Origin of the sequence: Vibrio sp. STUT-A16, assembly GCF_026000495.1 — a bacterium.
In the GTDB taxonomy this organism is placed as follows: domain Bacteria; phylum Pseudomonadota; class Gammaproteobacteria; order Enterobacterales; family Vibrionaceae; genus Vibrio; species Vibrio diabolicus.
Window position 1 is genome coordinate 3,315,724 of the sequence record NZ_AP026765.1, and the last position, 16,608, is coordinate 3,332,331.

The window sequence follows — 16,608 nt, forward strand, 5'->3', positions numbered from 1 at the left end:
CTCGTAGTAACTAAAACTGTTGAAACACACTCCCTGCGTTTCAAGAACCAGACTTTTCTACTACTGCAATAATTTCAGCGTCATATTTATCTTGAATCCACATCAGCTTCAAGTGTTTGAAACCAAAACATGACAAACTTCCTCCGAAGTCGAAAAACAGAAATGTTTTTGTAAAAAATTATAAAAAACCACAAAAATAATTCACACAGAATATCAATCTAGGCTGTTTAGAGCCAAAACCCTACATAAAAATGCAAATACATGGAATAAATAGACATATCCACCACATGTATATTTGACCTAAAAATACGAGTGAGCCCTTTTACAGCAATGGGTATCATATTTTGATACCACCCTATAAGTTCGAGTCACCAAAGTATGGATTCGATATAAAACTCACCTCAGAATAATTCACTGGAAAAATATCTTTTTTCAGATTCAATTACCCACTAAAAAACCATAGGCAAGATAAGTCATTAAAGTTTATAAGAAACACAAAATACGGTGTTTTATTGAAATTTGATGTCGCCTTGGTAAGGCTATTTAGTTTTTTATTCCGCGTTTTAAACCAACCCTGGTTATTTACATCTTTTTTACATTTAAGCATCCCCGTTTACCACTGGTTTGACTTCCTTTTTTCATCTCGGTTATACATTGGCCGAACGTTAACGAAATATTAACGTCACAATTGGCCGCTATGCGGCCAGACATAGGAAATAATAATAATCGGAGCAACAAGGATGTATAAAAACACAACCGCTTTATCTGTTGCGATAAGCCTTGCGTTGGGGACAGCAGCAGTCGTAGCCCCAGCAACAGCACTGGCAGAAGAGCAACAAGTTGAAAAACTTCAAAAGATGAAAGTTACTGGTTCGCGCCTAACGCGCGCATCTATGGAAGGAAGCACACCAGTAGCTGTAATTGGCAGAGCCGAGATTGAACGTGCTGGTGATGTGTCTATTGCAGATGTATTACGCAAGTCCTCTTTCAACTCATTCGGTTCATACAGTGAGAGCTCTGGAAGCTCATGGCAAAGCCAAGCAACCGTATCTCTCCGCGGTTTAGGCGCATCACGGACATTAGTTCTGGTCAATGGCAAGCGCCTACCCGGCTCTGCAACAATGGGTGGTGGTGCTGCAAACATTAACGCAATCCCGTCAGCAATTGTAGAACGTGTAGAAGTCATGGCAGACGGTGGCTCTGCAGTATACGGTTCTGATGCAGTTGCAGGTGTTGTAAACATCATTCTAAAAGAAGAATTTGACGGTATTAATGTAACCGTTGGTTCTGGTATCCCAAGCCAAGAGGGTGGTGATGAGCAAAACGTTGCTCTCGTAATGGGCACTAGCGGAGAGAAAGGAAACATCATGTTCTCATTTGAGCATGACAGTAAAGATGAGATTTACCAACGAGATCGTGATTACCTCAGCTCAAAAAACACCGAATCAGCAAACTACTTCGATATGTCTGGCGTTAGTATCTACGGTCGTAACGTCTACCATGATGGTCAGTTAAAAGCACTAAACGGCTATAATACTGACGCATCATGTGACCCATCTAAAGGGTTTGTTGGTCTCACAAACTACCCTGGTCTTGGGGATATCTGCGGTTATGACTACACGTCAGAAGCTGCTCAAACAGCTTCTCTAGAACGAAATACTGTATTCGTAAACGGTAATATTTTCGTAACTGAAGATACTACCTTCAATGCTCAAATGCTTTTAAACCGTAACGAAAGTTTCAGTCGTTTCGCTCCAGCAGCAGGCATCTTCTCTGTAGATCCGAATACAGATGGCGGCGCAGATTTCTTTGCGGAGAATGGCTTAGATCCAACGGCAGGCCCAGCATCTGTATACTACCGTTTCAACAATGTAGGAACGCGTGACAACAACGTTAAAGACTTCCAAGCAGATTTCAAAGCAGGCCTAGATGGCACACTTTACACTGATTCTTTAGGTGATGTGATTTGGGAGACGGGGTATCACCTAAACTTTTCTAACAGTACAGAGTCAGGTACTGGCTATGTATTTGGTTCTGCAGCATCACAACTGGTTGAGTCTGGTCAGTTTGCAAACGGTGAGTTTAGTTCAGACGCGACAAGTCAACTTTCTGCTGGTACAAGCCGCGAAACTCAAATGGAAATGCACCAATTCTTTGGTGGTCTTCAATTTGATGTAGCCGAAGTTGGTGATGTGCTAATTCCTCTCTATGTCGGTGCAGAATTTACTACCTACGATTACTTCGATAAATATGACCCTCAAAGTGAGGCAGGTAATATTATTGGTAGTGCGGGTAACTCTGCTGGTGGAGATCGTGAAACATACGCTCTTTATGCTGAATCTTTGATCGCGTTTACTGACGAGCTGGAAATGAACCTAGCGGCTCGTTACGACCACTACAGCGACTTCGGGCACGAAGTATCACCAAAAGTATCTTTCCGTTACCAACCACTCGATAACTTGATGTTCCGCGCAGGCGCTGGCCTTGGCTTCCGAGCTCCGACACTATCAGATCTTTATGCTGCAGACAGCTACTCTTCAGACTTTGCGAAAGATTACACCTACTGTGCGCAAAATGGCATTTCATATGCAGATTGTCCAGAAACACAATACGATGTGACTCGAACATCAAATGAAGATCTTGATGCAGAAAAATCTGTATCATTTAACTTCGGTGTAAGTTTCTCACCAATAGAAGATCTAGATGTAACAATGGATTATTACAACATTAGTATTGATGATGTAATTACTCTGAACACACTACAAAGCATGATCGACGAAGAGCGTAGCTCTGGCAATAAAAACCCAAATATTGTTCGTGATGCTAATGATCGGATTATCGAAGCGACAGCAGGCCTTCAGAACCTTGGAACGCTTGATACATCGGGCATAGACTTGAAATTGGGATATCGCTATGACTTTAATTATGCAACTGTTAGATACGATTTCATGGGAAGCTACGTTTTAGACTTTAGCCAGCCTGAATATGTAGGTGGTCCTGTTAACAACCAAGTAGGTCGTAACGGCATGCCTGAGTACCGCTTCAATACAGGTGTTGGCTTGAGCTTCCTAGAAGATCATGACATCTATCTATCTGCAGACCACATTGCAGATCAGGCACAAGATGTTGACGATGACTACAAAAAAATCGGCCATATTTCTTCACAAACCACATGGAACATTGCATATAACTACTTAGCCCCATGGGATGCTAAGTTTACTGCAGGTGTGCGTAACCTAACAGACGAAGACCCTGCTTTTGAAGCTGATGGTGTGACTTACGATGAAGAGTTATACAGCATTCAAGGCCGCGTTTACTTCTTGAAATACTCTCAAAACTTTTAATTAAAACCTTTGGCGCAGGTATCTTTCCTGCGCCCTATTCGACTGACTTTATACACTAACAAGGATGCTACTATGACGTTAAAGGAATTTGGCGTAAGTGCAGTAACTGCCGCGATTCTCACGGTAAGTGGAGCAGCGGCGGCTGCTGACTCTGGAACCGTCGTCGCCAACCAAGCAAAAGCAACGAAGTCTTCACAGGCTTCGCAACAAAAAATCGACAACTATGCCGAAAGCACAGAAGGCATGTTGGCAGAATACAAAGGCTTACTTCGTCAAATCGACAGTATGAAAGTCTACAACGAGCAAATTAACCGTATGGTTCAATCGCAGCAAGGCGAGTTGGACTCATTAAATAACCAAATTGCTCAAATCGATCAAACGGCAACAGAAGTGGTGCCACTTACATTAAAAATGATCGATGCACTCGATGAATTTGTGACTCTCGATCTGCCTTTCCAGAAAAAAGAGCGTAATAAACGTGTCCAAGAACTGCGTCGTCTCATGGATCGCGCCGACGTAACAACTTCAGAAAAATTCCGTAAAGTGATGGAAGCGTACCAAATTGAAGAAGGCTTCTCTCGCTCAATCGAATCTTACAAAGCTAGCCTAGACCGAAATGGTGAAATCGTGACTTACGATTTCCTACGTATTGGTCGCACAGCACTTCTATTCCAATCTCCAGACGGTGGTGAGACAGGTATGTGGAACCAACAAACACGTCAATGGGAAACATTACCAGAAAGCTACCGCATCGCGGTACAGCAAGGCCTTCGTATCGCGAAGAAGCAAGCGCCACCAGCGCTAATCAAACTGCCTGTATTTGCTGGGGAGGAATAAAAGATGAAAGGATTCAAAACTCTAGCCGCTGGCCTACTAGCGAGCTTATTTATGGTTTCTGGCGTACAAGCAGAAGCGCCTAAAAACTTATCTGAACTACTTAAAAACGTAAAATCAGAAAGCATCGTTGAGTCGAAAGAGAACAAAGCCCGTGAAGCTGAGTTCAAGAACAATCGCGATAAGCAAGCGGCATTATTGCAACAAGCTCGCGAAGAGTTAGCTGCGCAGCAAGCTCTGGGCGATCAACTTAAAGCAACATTTGATGAAAACGATAAGCAGCTAACTGAACTAACAGAAACCCTACGTGTTCGCTCTGGTACTTTGGGCGAAATGTTTGGTGTGGTCCGCCAGTATGCGGGAGAGTTTAAGGGCTTATTTGCAGCCTCTCAAAACGCTGTTCAGTTCCCAGAGCGTGATGCTCTACTAACGAAACTGGCTGAAAGTAAAGAACTGCCGTCAACACAAGAGCTAGAAGCTTTCTGGCATACCATTCTTCAACAAGTGGTTGCTTCTGGCGAAACTGCAACAACCCAAGCAACGGTTGTTTATGGCGAAGGTAAAGAAGCGGTTCGCGATGTCACTCTCGTCGGTGAGTTTAACGCGATTGCCGATGGTAAGTACGTCACTTATGTACCTCAAACAGGTAAGTTCGAAGAACTCTCTCGACAGCCTCGCACCAATATTACACGTCATGTTGCAGGCTTTGAGTCAGCGTCAAACAGCTATGAGCCACTGTTTATTGACCCATCCCGTGGTGTCATTTTGTCTCTACTTGTACAAAGCCCAACCGTTCAAGAACGAATTGATCAAGGTGGCATTGTAGGTTACGTCATCCTTGGTATGGGTGCAGTTGGCGCTATCATTGCTCTAATTTGCTTCCTACGCCTTCAAGTGATTGGCGGCAAAATGCGTAAGCAAGCGAAATCAGAAACCGTGATTCCTGGCAACCCATTGGGTGAAGTTATCCAAGCTTACCAAGAGCACAAAGGTGACAACCTTGAAGATCTGGAAGCGAAGCTGGACGAAATCATTCTACGTAATGCTCCAAGCATTGAGCGCTTCATCAGCTCAATCAAGCTTTTTGCTTCTGTAGCTCCTCTACTTGGTCTACTGGGTACGGTAATGGGTATGATCGGCACATTCCAAGCCATTACTCTGTTCGGTACCGGCGACCCTAAACTGATGGCTGGCGGTATTTCTGAAGCTCTTGTTACCACTATGCTAGGTCTGGTTGTCGCAATTCCATTGCTGTTCCTTTACACCATCGTACACAGCAAAGGTCGTCGTTTGGTTCAAACTCTTGAAGAACAGAGTGCAGGCTTCATCGCTCGCTATCAGGAAAAACTGCATAAAGCCGAAAGCTAAGGAGGCGTTATGTGGTGGTTAGTTGGAGAACTTGAATCAATTAGGCGCTTCTTGGGAATGGGTGGCGATGTACTCGTCGCTATCTTCATCCTCAGCTTTATGCTGTGGGCAGTATTGTTAGAACGTTGGTTCTATTTTGCTGCCGTCGCTCCAAAAGCCATGAAAAAAGCCGTTGGCTCATGGCAAGGGCGCTCAGAGCATCAAAGTTGGAACGCTAAGATGATCCGACAAGAAATCGTTTCTCGTCAGGATATTGAGAATAAAAAGGGACTACCAATCGTGAAAGTATTGATTGCACTTTGTCCCCTACTGGGTCTACTCGGCACCGTTGTCGGCATGATCCAAGTATTCGACATCTTAGCGGTAACAGGAACAGGAAGCCCTCGAGCAATGGCCTCGGGGATCTCAAAGGCAACAATCCCAACTTTAGCCGGGATGGTGGCTTCTCTATCAGGACTGTTCTTTAGTTCACGTCTTGATCATTTAGCCAAAGTCACAACGCAAAAGCTGGAAGATAAGCTAAAGCATATTGCCTGAGTAAATGGAATTAGAGGTATAGGTCATGAAAAGACGCTATAGCAGTGATAGCAGTGATGAAACCGCTATCGATATGACACCGATGCTCGACATCGTATTTATCATGTTGATCTTCTTTATCGTAACAACATCGTTCGTAAAAGAAGCAGGTCTGGAAGTAAACCGTCCGACGGCAAGCTCAGCGCAAACCGTTAAGAAAGGTAACATCATGGTCGCAGTTGGTGCGGCGGGTGATGTTTGGGTTGATAAACGCCGCATCGAAGTGGACGCGGTTCGCGCGAATATTGAACGTCTTCGTGCAGAAAGTCCTGATGGCGCAGTTGTTATCCAAGCCGACACTGAAGCAAATGCTGGCGTAGTCGTGAAGGTTATGGACCAGATCAAAATGGCAGGTGTAGAAAGCATCTCCATTGCCGCAACCAATAAGGATTAAGCTTATGCGGTATCTGGCCTCAATTGCACTGGCGCTCATTGTCTCCCTCGGGTTGTTCTGGGGGATGGACAAGCTAGTAAACAAAGAGCGCCACGAGTTAGTGTCGAATGATGACCTACGTATGGTCGAGTTTATTCGCATTAAACCGGACGAAAAAATACAGGAGAAAAAACGCGAACTTCCGAAACCGCCACCACCGAAGCGTCCGCCACCACCGCCAGAAATGAAGGTAACGGCAACGGTAAAACCGGTGATGGATCAAATCCCAATGGACATGCCAAAACTTGATCTTCCAGTTAACGTAACCGGTGGTTCAGTGCTTGGACACTACACCCAAGGTGGTGGTGCTAAGTTGGCAGGTAGCGGAGGCCCAGTTCCTCTTGCGACATTCCAGCCTCAAATGCCTCGTAAAGCAGCGAGATCGGGATTAGAAAAAGGTATCGTACTCGTAGAGTTTACGGTTAACGAACGTGGTGGCGTACAAGACGTCAAAGTCTTAAAAGAATCTCCACGTAAGTTGGGCTTGGGTAAAGCGGCGAAGAAAACTGTATCAAAGTGGACTTTCAAACCAAAAATGGTTGATGGCCAAGCGGTTAGCTCTCGTCTTTCTCAGGAAATCGAGTTCTCTACGAACTAAGGAGTCGCAATATGAAAGCATATACTAAGTTATTGGCTTCTCTGGTGTTTATCTCAGGCGCGTATGGCGCGCCTGCTTTTGCCAATACTCCTGAGTTGTCTGACAGAACATTCCGAACCGTGAACAAAGTTCAGGAACTGATTGCAACTGAAAAATACTCGGATGCTATCTCTAAGCTGAACTCTGCCTTGGGAAGTACCAAGAAAAAGAAATACGACCGCGCTGTGTTACTGCAACAGATGGGCTTTCTGTATTCTTTAAAGGACGACTACCCAAAAGCAGCGAAATACTTTGCTGAAGCACTCAAGTTAGATGCTTTACCAGTACCCGTAGCTCAACAGGTTCGTTACAGCCTTGCACAGCTTTATCTAGCAGAAGGCAAATTTAAGCAATCCGTTAATACAATGAACGAGTGGTTCAAGATTGCTGAAACAACAGAGGAAAAACCTCAAGCACATGCTTACATCACATTAGCAAGTGCTTACATTCAACTAGAAGATTACCGCAACGCAATTCCGCCAACCAAAAAGGCAATTGCAATGACGAAGAATCCTAGTGAATCTTGGTATCAACTGTTGATGTCGGCACACTACGAGTTGAAACAATTCAAAAGTGTCGCGAGCGTGCTAAAAATTTTAACGACTAAGTATCCGCAAAATAAGCGTTACTGGACCCAGTTGTCTGGCATCTACATGGAATTAAAGCAAGAGCGCAATGCCCTTTCAACTTTAGAGATGGCCTATAAAATGGGACTTCTTGATGGTGAAAAAGAATACTTACGCCTAGTTAATTTCCAAGCTTATCAAGGGGTGCCTTTTAGAGCAGCGAAAACGCTTCAAAACTTAATCGATGAAGGGCATGTAGAACGAAATGCTACAAATCTGGAAAAGTTAGGTTCGTTTTGGCAGCAAGCACAGGAGTTAGGTCACGCTATTGATGTTTACCAGCAGGCTTATAATCTTGCTCCTGCAGCAAAAACTCAAATAAAAATTGCTCGTTTAATGATTTTAGATAAGCAATATACAGAAGCGACGAAGTTTGCTCAAAACAGTGCTCCAGACGCAAAGCACGATCAAAAGGCGGAGCTGTCTTACATTCGTGGAATGGCATATTTTGAATTAAATCAGCCAACCAACGCTCTTAAGGCAATGAAGAGTGCTACTCAATCTCCTGATATGAAGGCGGTCGCAAGACCTTGGATAAATTTCCTAGAATCCCAAGGATAATTTGAAGATTAAGTGTGAGTCAGTCGCACGCCTGGGGAAGTGAAAGCTTCCCCTTTTTTCGTTTGTTTGTGCGCACGCGAGCTCTTTTCAACATTTAAGTAAGACGAAAAGATCAACTGGTAACAAAATAGAGATCATGATACTCTTCGCCTCCATTTTTCTGGCGGGATTATCACCAATATCCATCCCTTTGGTGGTTGATTTATCATTGCCAGTGCTATCGTTATAAGAATGTCGGACTTTCCTTCGGCACTCAATCAATCCAATCAAAAGTGGAACAGTACAATGGGCAAAGGTACTCTCTATATCGTATCTGCACCTAGCGGCGCAGGTAAATCTAGCTTGATCTCAGCGATGTTGGAACGCAATCCAACCTACGCAATGAAAGTGTCTGTGTCTCATACCACGCGTAACATGCGACCTGGTGAAGAAAATGGTGTCCACTACCATTTTGTAGCGAAAGATGAGTTTGAAGCCCTGATCGCTAAAGGTGATTTCCTAGAATACGCTGAAGTGTTTGGTAATTATTACGGCACCTCTCGTGTGTGGATTGAAGAAACGCTAAATAAAGGTATCGACGTTTTTCTAGATATCGACTGGCAAGGCGCACGTCAAATCCGTGAGCAAATGCCTGAAGCCAAAAGCATCTTCATCCTGCCACCATCAAACGGTGAGCTAGAGCGTCGCTTGAACACTCGTGGTCAAGATAGCGATGAAGTGATCGCAAAACGTATGGCTGAAGCCAAGTCAGAAATCTCTCATTACAGCGAATACGACTACGTGATCGTAAACGACGATTTTGATACCGCTTTGATGGACTTTAAAGCCATCTTGCGTGCAGAGAGATTGAAGGAAGAAAAGCAAGCTGCTAAATATAAAGGTATGCTTGACGCGTTGTTAGCAGAGTAACTTCAAAAAAGTCACGCTGTAAAACATAAAGAATTTCTCGTTTTTTGCTCAGTGCGAAAAACACAATAAACTACCTGAGAAAGTCCACAAACGGTGGCTTGTCTAATTGCTAGTAAATAAAGTAGTTAGGTTGTATACTTTCTCGTCATTCTAAAATTTTAGTTAACTATTTGGAGTCCTCATGGCACGCGTAACTGTTCAAGACGCTGTTGAAAAAGTTGGCAACCGTTTCGACCTAGTACTGATTGCGGCTCGCCGCGCTCGTCAAATGCAAACTGGCGGTAAAGATGCACTAGTGCCAGAAGAGAACGATAAGCCAACGGTTATCGCTCTACGCGAAATCGAAGAAGGTTTAATTACTAAAGAAGTTCTAGACGCTCGTGAACGTCAAGAACAGCAAGAGCAAGAAGCGGCAGAGCTAGCGGCAGTAAGCAGCATCGCTCACAACCGTTAATTCTGACTTTAGAATTCAACAACCTCCCGGGCCTATAATTTGTATCTATTCGATAGCCTCAAAGACGTTGCCCAAGAATACCTAACAGAGCCTCAGATTGAGGCTCTGCGTCAATCTTATGTGGTAGCGAGAGATGCCCATGAAGGGCAAACCCGCTCTAGCGGTGAACCATACATCATCCACCCTGTCGCTGTGGCTCGTATCTTGGCCGAAATGCGCCTTGATATCGAAACCCTCCAAGCTGCTTTGCTGCATGACGTCATTGAAGACTGTGATGTAACTAAAGAAGATCTCGAAGAGAAATTCGGCAACACTGTCGCAGAATTGGTTGATGGTGTATCTAAACTGGACAAACTCAAATTCCGCGATAGGAAAGAGGCTCAGGCCGAGAACTTTCGTAAGATGGTTCTGGCCATGGTGCAAGATATCCGCGTCATTCTGATCAAACTGGCTGACCGCACGCACAACATGCGTACGCTTGGCGCGCTTCGACCAGATAAAAAACGTCGTATTGCTCGTGAAACGTTAGAGATTTACGCGCCACTCGCTCATCGTCTTGGTATTCACAATATCAAAACCGAACTCGAAGAGCTGGGCTTTGAAGCGCTATATCCCAACCGCTACCGCGTACTAAAAGAAGTGGTAAAAGCGGCACGCGGCAATCGTAAAGAGATGATCCAACGTATTCACAGCGAAATAGAAGGCCGTCTGCAAGATTTCGGCTTGAATGCTCGTGTGGTTGGTCGTGAGAAAAACCTGTTCTCTATCTATAACAAGATGAAAACCAAAGAACAGCGCTTTCACACCATCATGGATATCTATGCGTTCCGAGTCGTTGTTGATACCGCTGATACTTGTTATCGCGTTTTAGGCCAAGTACACAGCTTGTATAAGCCACGTCCTGGTCGCATGAAAGATTACATCGCGGTACCAAAGGCGAACGGCTACCAATCGCTACACACTTCCATGGTTGGCCCACATGGCGTACCTGTTGAAGTTCAGATCCGTACTGAAGATATGGATCAAATGGCGGACAAAGGTGTCGCGGCACACTGGTCTTACAAAGACAAAGGCGACAAGTCTGGCACCACTGCGCAAGTGAAAGCTCAGCGTTGGATGCAAAGCCTGTTAGAGCTACAACAAAGCGCGGGTAACTCATTCGAATTCATTGAAAACGTAAAATCCGATCTTTTCCCAGATGAGATTTACGTCTTCACACCAAAAGGTCGTATCGTTGAATTGCCTTTAGGCGCAACGGCTGTCGACTTTGCCTATGCCGTACATACCGATGTAGGCAACTCTTGTGTTGGTGCTCGTGTTGATCGTAACCCTTACCCATTGAGTAAGGCATTGAAAAACGGTCAGACGGTGGAAATTATCAGTGCCCCTGGTGCGCGTCCGAATGCGGCATGGCTAAACTATGTCGTGACTTCTCGTGCCCGCACTAAGATTCGACAAGTACTGAAAACGATGCGTCGTGAAGAGTCGATTACTTTAGGTCGTCGCCTACTTAATCACGCACTTGGCCGCCACTCGATTGATTCAATTTATCCAGAAAATATCCAAGAAGTCTTGAATGATCTTCGCCTAGAAAGCATCGATGATTTATTGGCAGCTATTGGATTGGGTGAGTTGATGAGCATTGTGATTGCACGTCGTCTCCTTGGTGATACCGAAGAGCTCACGACAACAAGCTCAATCCCAACGGACTCGAAGAAGAAGCTTCCGATTCGTGGCGCAGAAGGCTTATTGCTGACGTTTGCAAATTGTTGTCATCCTATCCCAGATGATCACATTATTGCTCACGTATCGCCTGGTCGTGGTTTGGTTGTTCACCGAGAAACATGTCCGAACGTTCGTGGTTATCAGAAAGAACCAGACCGTTATATGGCTGTCGCTTGGTCTGACGACTACGACAAAGAGTTTATTGCTGAACTTAAAGTCGACATGCTGAACAACCAAGGTGCTCTTGCAGAACTGACCAACGTGATCTCGAAAACAGGGTCAAACATTCATGGTCTTTCAACGGAAGAACGTGATGGTCGTTTGTACACTGTGACTGTGCTGTTGACGACGAAAGATCGCGTCCACCTTGCTGGCATCATGCGTAAGATTAAGGCAATGCCTCAAGCAACCCGAGTCAGACGCAGAAAGAACTAACCTCTATCGCCACCTACTCTGTTAGGTGGCGATTTTTTATACCTCAATAAATATGAACCTAGAACGTTACAACCGCATTCACCAAGTCCTAAAAACTCGCCAAACTGATCTGACACTTTGTCTCGAAGAAGTACATAAGCCAAACAACGTCTCTGCCGTGATCCGCACCGCTGACGCGACAGGCTTACACAAAGTTCATGCCATTTGGCCTGACAAAATGCGTACGCTGAGCCATACCTCAGCAGGCGCGCGTAACTGGGTTGAAGTGGATACTCACGATTCGATTGAAACTGCGATTACCGAACTCAAAGCGCAAGGTATGCAGGTTTTGGTGACCAATCTTTCGGACACCGCCGTCGATTTTCGCGAGATCGACTACACCAAGCCAACGGCCATTATTTTAGGCAGCGAAAAGGTTGGCGCTTCGGAGCAAGCCAAACAGCTTGCCGATCAAGACATTATTATCCCGATGGTAGGCATGGTGCAGTCACTAAACGTATCGGTTGCCAGTGCCGTAATTTTGTATGAAGCGCAACGTCAACGTGAAGCCGCAGGCATGTACGAACGAGAAGAAAGCGCTCTACCTAAAGAGACAATCAACCGTATTCTCTTTGAACGTGGTCACCCAGTGCTGGCAAAAGTCGCGAAACGCAAAAGGCTCGCTTACCCGCCACTCAATGACGAAGGCCAAATCATCGCCGATGATGCATGGTGGCAAGAGATGCAAAGCAAGTAACAGACTTTCGTCATCCTGAACAGCGACGAAGGAGCGTGATTCAGGATCTAATTCCCGAGTGTGCTGATGCTGATAGTGTTAACTTCAACGACATACTTGTTGGAAATAGATTCCTGATGTCGCTAGGCTCCTCGGAATGACAGGTTATCAGTCAGATCATGACACGAACTAAAGCATGACTATTTTTTCCTGTACAAAAACACAGCTCCATGGTTAACATACTGCTATGTTAACCATTTTCTTGAGCCCTCTATGTCCGCCCAAATGTTATCTGCCGTCCCATTAACCTCCCTTTCTGGGGTTGGCGCGAAAGTCGCAGAAAAACTCGCCAAAGTTGGCTTACATAGCGTTCAAGATTTGCTGTTTCACCTTCCGTTACGCTACGAAGATCGTACCCGTATTTATCCTATTGCTAAACTTCATGCCGGCCTTTGGGCGGCCGTGCAAGGCAAGGTCATGGCAGTTGACACCATCTTCGGTAAGCGCAAAATGCTAACGGTAAAAATCAGCGACGGTAATGGCACTATAACGCTGCGCTTTTTCAACTTTACCGCAGCCATGAAGAACAATTTCACGCAAGGTAAGTTAGTACATGCTTACGGTGAAATTAAGCGCGGTGGCATGGGCTTGGAAATTGTTCATCCTGACTACAAGTTTTACGTCAGCGAGCAAAAGCCCGATGTAGAACAGAACTTAACCCCTGTTTATCCCACTACAGATGGTTTACGCCAAATCACATTGCGCAACCTTACCGAACAAGCTTTAGCCCTGCTTGATAAAACCGCAGTGCAGGAATTACTTCCAGCTGGGTTGTATGACCATCAAATCACGATGTCGCAAGCACTGCACACCATTCATCGCCCACCACCAACCATTAATTTAGATGAGTTTGACGAAGGTAAACATCCTGCTCAAATCCGCTTGATCATGGAAGAGTTGGTCGCACAAAACTTATCGATGCTGGCGGTGCGTAGCAAAGGTCAGAAGGATTCAGCACTACCTCTCGGTCCTTGTAATAAACTAAAAACGCAGCTTTTAGCCCAACTGCCTTTCTCTCCTACAAACGCTCAAACCCGAGTAGTACAAGAGATTGAAACCGATCTAGAAAAACCGCACCCAATGATGCGATTAGTGCAAGGCGATGTGGGATCGGGGAAAACGTTGGTTGCCGCTTTGGCCGCCGTTCGTGCCATTGAGCACGGCTATCAGGTGGCACTCATGGCACCAACCGAACTATTGGCTGAGCAACACGCGATCAACTTCGCCAACTGGTTTGAAACAATGGGCATTCAAGTCGGTTGGTTAGCGGGCAAACTCAAAGGTAAAGCAAAGGAAGCCGAGCTGGCTCGCATTGCCAGTGGTGAAGCGCAAATGGTAGTGGGTACTCACGCGCTATTCCAAGAGCACGTCGAATTTCATCACCTTGCTTTGGTCATCATTGATGAACAGCACCGCTTCGGTGTTCATCAGCGATTAGAATTACGTGAAAAAGGTGCAAAGCAAGGTGCTTATCCTCATCAGTTGATCATGACGGCAACGCCTATTCCTCGCACCTTAGCGATGACCGCTTACGCCGACCTGGAAACTTCCGTGATTGACGAACTGCCACCGGGTCGAACGCCGATTCAAACCGTTGCCATTCCAGATACAAAACGTGACGACATCGTCGAGCGTGTCCGAAATGCCTGCTTAAACGAAGGCAAGCAGGCATATTGGGTGTGTACCCTGATTGATGAGTCGGAAGTATTAGAAGCGCAAGCCGCGGCAGATACCGCTGAAGAGCTTCAACGTAAGCTACCGGACGTAAAAATTGGTCTAGTACACGGCCGAATGAAGCCGGCAGAGAAACAAGCGGTGATGCAAGACTTCAAAGACAACAAGCTTCACCTACTTGTAGCGACAACCGTGATAGAGGTGGGCGTAGACGTGCCAAACTCTAGCTTGATGATCATCGAAAACCCCGAACGTCTTGGTTTGGCACAATTACACCAGCTAAGAGGTCGCGTGGGCCGAGGTTCCGTTGCTAGCCATTGTGTGCTGCTGTACCACTCTCCACTGTCGAAAACCGCGCAAAAACGTCTGGGAGTACTACGTGAAAGTAACGATGGCTTCGTCATCGCACAGAAAGACTTAGAGATTCGTGGCCCGGGCGAACTCTTGGGTACAAAGCAGACTGGTCTTGCTGATTTCAAAATTGCAGACTTAGTTCGAGATCAACGCCTGATTCCCGAAGTTCAGCGTATTGCGCGTCATATTCATGACAATTACCCGACTAACGCAACAGCGATTATCGATCGCTGGTTGGGTGAGCGGGATATTTACTCCAAAGCGTAATGATTGAAAGCGAGCCAAATGGCTCGTTTTTTAATACGCTAAAAACCAAAGCAATCGTTTGCTTTTTAGATAAATCTCTCTATAATCGCGCACAAATTTTTTAAGTGTGTTGCATCACACTCCACCAACCTGAGTTGACTCTGATTAACAGCAATCACAGGTAACGACGTCAACTCCACCCTGCTCTCCCATTCAGCGAGATCTGGGAATATATTGCGACTAGCGAGACAAACAATGACAACTTCAAACCGATCTTCGGAACTGGTCTATCAACTCAATGATCGACCACCTTTGCCTCAAACCATTTTTGCCGCACTTCAGCACTTATTGGCGATGTTCGTCGCGGTTATCACTCCGTCACTGATCATCTGTCAGTCTTTGGGTGTACCAGCAGACCAAACGAATACCATCATCAGCATGTCTTTATTTGCGTCAGGCGTGTCTTCGTTTATTCAAATTCGCACCTTTGGCCCAATTGGCTCTGGTTTACTCTCTGTTCAAGGCACCAGCTTTAACTTTTTAGGTCCTATTATTGGTGCAGGCCTATCGCTGAAAGCAGGTGGAGCAGACATCAGCACCATGATGGCAGCCATTTTTGGTACGATTTTAGTGGCATCATTTGCGGAGATTTTCCTATCTCGCGTATTAGAGCATGCCCGTCGCATTATCACTCCGCTCGTTTCAGGCATTGTCGTCACTCTTATCGGTCTCACACTGATTCAAGTCGGCTTGGTATCAATGGGCGGTGGCTACGCAGCATTAAATGAAGGCACATTCGGCAGCTTAGACAAACTAGCGCTCGCTGGAACGGTACTTGGCTTGATTGTGATATTAAACCGCTCGAAAAACCCATATATCCGTGTGGCTTCGATTGTGATTGCGATGCTAGTAGGCTACATCATGGCTTATTTTATGGGGATGGTAGATACTTCTCAGCTAGGCACAACCGAGCTTGTAGCACTACCGGTACCAATGCAATATGGCTTATCGTTTGACTGGTCTCTGTTCATTCCGCTGGTGCTGATTTTCTTTATTACCGCACTAGAAGCCATCGGCGATATTACCGCCACATCCGAAGTGTCTGGCGAGCCAGTCAAAGGCCATGTGTACATGAAACGCATTAAGGGTGGTGTGTTAGCAGACGGCTTAAACTCTGCAATCGCAGCCGTGTTTAACAGTTTCCCGAACTCCACCTTTAGCCAGAATAACGGCATCATCATGCTAACAGGGGTCGCGAGCCGTTACGTGGGTTACTTTATTTCTGGCATGTTAGTGATTCTTGGCTTGTTTCCTGGTGTTGCTAGCTTTGTTCAGCTGATTCCTGAGCCAGTACTTGGCGGCGCAACGATTGTCATGTTTGGTACGATTGCTGCCGCTGGTGTGCGTATTATCTCTCGTGTTGAGCTCGATCGCCGCGCAATTCTGATCATGGCCTTATCCTTCTCAATGGGGCTTGGTATCGCGCAAAAACCAGAGATTCTGCAATTCATGCCAGAATTTATTAAGAGTATTTTCTCCACTGGCGTTGCTGCAGGTGGTATCACAGCGATCATTTTAAACCTACTTCTGCCAGAGAAACTGGAAGACGAAGATGAACTTCCTCAGGAAGTGAAAGAGTCTTAAGATTATTGAGAAT

General features: G+C 45.6%; 13 protein-coding genes. All 13 read left to right on the plus strand.

What is annotated here, in order from left to right; translation table 11 throughout:
• Positions 1 to 740 precede the first annotated feature (740 nt).
• The 13 genes from OO778_RS15675 to OO778_RS15735 all read left to right on the plus strand — a co-directional run bounded on the left by OO778_RS15675 (position 741) and on the right by OO778_RS15735 (position 16,595).
• On the plus strand, positions 741 to 3,344 hold the full coding sequence (locus tag OO778_RS15675) for a TonB-dependent receptor (RefSeq protein ID WP_074191906.1): 2,604 nt from the start codon (positions 741 to 743) through the stop codon (positions 3,342 to 3,344).
• A 72-nt stretch (positions 3,345 to 3,416) separates the two neighbouring features.
• Entirely contained in the window at positions 3,417 to 4,181 is a 765-nt protein-coding gene (locus OO778_RS15680) for a DUF3450 domain-containing protein (RefSeq protein ID WP_074191905.1), read from the plus strand.
• 3 nt (positions 4,182 to 4,184) lie between these two features.
• Positions 4,185 to 5,546 (plus strand): MotA/TolQ/ExbB proton channel family protein, encoded by a 1,362-nt coding sequence (locus OO778_RS15685; RefSeq protein WP_005394940.1) that lies wholly within the window; start codon positions 4,185 to 4,187, stop codon positions 5,544 to 5,546.
• A gap of 9 nt (positions 5,547 to 5,555) precedes the next feature.
• Entirely contained in the window at positions 5,556 to 6,083 is a 528-nt protein-coding gene (locus OO778_RS15690; protein WP_005379363.1) for a MotA/TolQ/ExbB proton channel family protein, read from the plus strand.
• A gap of 25 nt (positions 6,084 to 6,108) precedes the next feature.
• Positions 6,109 to 6,516 (plus strand): biopolymer transporter ExbD, encoded by a 408-nt coding sequence (locus OO778_RS15695; protein WP_005379359.1) that lies wholly within the window; start codon positions 6,109 to 6,111, stop codon positions 6,514 to 6,516.
• 4 nt (positions 6,517 to 6,520) lie between these two features.
• Entirely contained in the window at positions 6,521 to 7,153 is a 633-nt protein-coding gene (locus tag OO778_RS15700; RefSeq protein WP_005394943.1) for an energy transducer TonB, read from the plus strand.
• Positions 7,154 to 7,164: 11 nt separating this feature from the next.
• Positions 7,165 to 8,379 (plus strand): hypothetical protein, encoded by a 1,215-nt coding sequence (locus OO778_RS15705; protein ID WP_074191904.1) that lies wholly within the window; start codon positions 7,165 to 7,167, stop codon positions 8,377 to 8,379.
• Between the two features lie 285 nt (positions 8,380 to 8,664).
• Positions 8,665 to 9,288 (plus strand): guanylate kinase, encoded by a 624-nt coding sequence (gene gmk, locus OO778_RS15710; protein ID WP_005394946.1) that lies wholly within the window; start codon positions 8,665 to 8,667, stop codon positions 9,286 to 9,288.
• 181 nt (positions 9,289 to 9,469) lie between these two features.
• On the plus strand, positions 9,470 to 9,742 hold the full coding sequence (rpoZ, locus tag OO778_RS15715) for a DNA-directed RNA polymerase subunit omega (RefSeq protein ID WP_005379346.1): 273 nt from the start codon (positions 9,470 to 9,472) through the stop codon (positions 9,740 to 9,742).
• Between the two features lie 39 nt (positions 9,743 to 9,781).
• Positions 9,782 to 11,902, plus strand: a complete 2,121-nt coding sequence (spoT, locus tag OO778_RS15720) for a bifunctional GTP diphosphokinase/guanosine-3',5'-bis pyrophosphate 3'-pyrophosphohydrolase (RefSeq protein ID WP_005394948.1) — start codon at positions 9,782 to 9,784, stop codon at positions 11,900 to 11,902.
• A 52-nt stretch (positions 11,903 to 11,954) separates the two neighbouring features.
• Positions 11,955 to 12,638, plus strand: a complete 684-nt coding sequence (gene trmH, locus OO778_RS15725) for a tRNA (guanosine(18)-2'-O)-methyltransferase TrmH (RefSeq protein ID WP_074191903.1) — start codon at positions 11,955 to 11,957, stop codon at positions 12,636 to 12,638.
• A gap of 252 nt (positions 12,639 to 12,890) precedes the next feature.
• Positions 12,891 to 14,972, plus strand: a complete 2,082-nt coding sequence (gene recG, locus OO778_RS15730) for an ATP-dependent DNA helicase RecG (RefSeq protein ID WP_074191902.1) — start codon at positions 12,891 to 12,893, stop codon at positions 14,970 to 14,972.
• Between the two features lie 234 nt (positions 14,973 to 15,206).
• Positions 15,207 to 16,595, plus strand: coding sequence for a uracil-xanthine permease family protein (locus OO778_RS15735; protein ID WP_256899802.1), 1,389 nt, complete (start codon positions 15,207 to 15,209; stop codon positions 16,593 to 16,595).
• Positions 16,596 to 16,608: the final 13 nt, after the last annotated feature.

Bases quoted from the DNA above. Each gene is read 5' to 3' on its own strand.
- OO778_RS15675 (WP_074191906.1), top strand. From the start codon at position 741: ATGTATAAAAACACAACCGCTTTATCTGTTGCGATAAGCCTTGCGTTG.
- OO778_RS15680 (WP_074191905.1), top strand. From the start codon at position 3,417: ATGACGTTAAAGGAATTTGGCGTAAGTGCAGTAACTGCCGCGATTCTC.
- OO778_RS15685 (WP_005394940.1), top strand. From the start codon at position 4,185: ATGAAAGGATTCAAAACTCTAGCCGCTGGCCTACTAGCGAGCTTATTT.
- OO778_RS15690 (WP_005379363.1), top strand. From the start codon at position 5,556: ATGTGGTGGTTAGTTGGAGAACTTGAATCAATTAGGCGCTTCTTGGGA.
- OO778_RS15695 (WP_005379359.1), top strand. From the start codon at position 6,109: ATGAAAAGACGCTATAGCAGTGATAGCAGTGATGAAACCGCTATCGAT.
- OO778_RS15700 (WP_005394943.1), top strand. From the start codon at position 6,521: ATGCGGTATCTGGCCTCAATTGCACTGGCGCTCATTGTCTCCCTCGGG.
- OO778_RS15705 (WP_074191904.1), top strand. From the start codon at position 7,165: ATGAAAGCATATACTAAGTTATTGGCTTCTCTGGTGTTTATCTCAGGC.
- gmk (WP_005394946.1), top strand. From the start codon at position 8,665: ATGGGCAAAGGTACTCTCTATATCGTATCTGCACCTAGCGGCGCAGGT.
- rpoZ (WP_005379346.1), top strand. From the start codon at position 9,470: ATGGCACGCGTAACTGTTCAAGACGCTGTTGAAAAAGTTGGCAACCGT.
- trmH (WP_074191903.1), top strand. From the start codon at position 11,955: ATGAACCTAGAACGTTACAACCGCATTCACCAAGTCCTAAAAACTCGC.
- recG (WP_074191902.1), top strand. From the start codon at position 12,891: ATGTCCGCCCAAATGTTATCTGCCGTCCCATTAACCTCCCTTTCTGGG.
- OO778_RS15735 (WP_256899802.1), top strand. From the start codon at position 15,207: ATGACAACTTCAAACCGATCTTCGGAACTGGTCTATCAACTCAATGAT.